Source organism: Nocardia sp. BSTN01 (assembly GCF_015354405.1).
GTDB lineage: Bacteria > Actinomycetota > Actinomycetes > Mycobacteriales > Mycobacteriaceae > Nocardia.
In genome coordinates, this window is the sequence record NZ_JADKYP010000144.1 from 1 (window position 1) to 1,403 (window position 1,403).

Sequence of the window (1,403 nt, forward strand, 5' to 3'; positions counted from 1 at the left end):
GTGCCGACAGGCCGACCATCAGCCCGAAGGTCTTCAAACCGTTCGCGTAACCATGCATGTCGGATCAACGATCGGCGGGGAACTCGGGTTCCGCTCGGGCACGGGCGCTCCACGTTTGCGTCATCGATCACAGCGCTGCGATATCGATCACAGCAGCGCGAATACCGAACTCCGGCCGGCCGCCGGTGCGACGGCGGACGGGCTCAGCCGACTCGCTCGATGGTGTATCGGACCAGGCGCTCCAGCGCGTCGTTGGCCGGGCCCTGCGGCAGTGCGGAGAGTTCGGCATGCGCGATATCGGCGTAGCCCTGCAACTTCTGCTTGGCCAGCACCATGCCGCGCGAGCGGGACAGCAGCTCCAGCGCCTCGGCGACCTCGTCGTCGGATTCCAGCGGCCGGGCCAGCAGCGTGCGCAGCCGGTCACCCTCGGCGCCCTCGTCACGCAGCGCGTACAGCACCGGCAGGGTGTGCACGCCCTCGCGCAGATCGGTGCCGGGCGTCTTGCCGGACTGCTCGGACACCGAGGAGATGTCGATGATGTCGTCGGAGATCTGGAAGGCGGTGCCGACCGCGTCACCGAGGCGCGCCAGCCGTTCCACGTCGTCCAGGCTCGCGCCGGAGAAGGTGCCGCCGAAGCGGCCCGATGCGGCGATCAGCGAACCCGTCTTCTCCCACACCACCCGCAGATAATGTTCGACCGGATCCTGAGACTTCTTGGCGCCCAAGGTTTCCCGCATCTGACCGGTGACCAGTTCGGCGAAGGTCTCGGCGATGATGCGCACCGCGTCCGGGCCCAGGGTGGACACCAGCCGGGAGGCGTGGGCGAACAGATAGTCGCCGGAGAGGATGGCGATGCTGTTGCCCCATCGGGAGTTCACGCTGGGAGCGCCGCGGCGCATCGACGCCTCGTCCATCACGTCGTCGTGGTAGAGCGTGGCCAGATGCACCAGTTCGACCACGGTGCCGGCGGTGATCAGATCGGGGTCGGTCGGGCGCGGACCGAGCTGACCGGTGAGGATGGTGAACAGCGGCCGGAACCGCTTACCGCCGGCGCGCGCCAGGTGCAGCGCGGCTTCCAGCAGGAAGTCCTCCCCGTCGGAGAGCTCGCTGACCAGCAGCTTCTCCACCTCGTCGAGCCCGTTGCGCACGGTCGCCGCGAGCTCGGGATCGCCGAGATCGACCCCGGCAACCACGGTGCTTTCATCGCTCACAGCCGATGCACTCATGTCTTCTCCCAATGCCGCGTCCGTCCCCACACCGAAGAACCTAGCGTGTTGCCCTCCCCCCTCCCATGAACACCGTCACTATGCCTGTGGCCTCCGCTTCGCTCCGGCGGGGTTTCGGCCCCCCTGGGACTCGATTTTTCCCTCCTCCGCTCCTCCGCTTCGCTCCCCCGCTCCGTC

At 67.9% G+C, this 1,403-nt stretch carries 1 protein-coding gene; it reads right to left on the bottom strand.

Going from position 1 to position 1,403, the window contains the following annotated elements; translation table 11 throughout:
- Window positions 1-203: 203 nt before the first annotated feature.
- On the bottom strand, window positions 204-1,226 hold the full coding sequence (locus IRT45_RS36195; protein ID WP_030516270.1) for a polyprenyl synthetase family protein: 1,023 nt from the start codon (window positions 1,224-1,226) through the stop codon (window positions 204-206).
- Window positions 1,227-1,403: the final 177 nt, after the last annotated feature.

Coding starts and splice junctions, on each gene's coding strand:
- IRT45_RS36195 (WP_030516270.1), bottom strand. CDS start 1,226: ATGAGTGCATCGGCTGTGAGCGATGAAAGCACCGTGGTTGCCGGGGTC.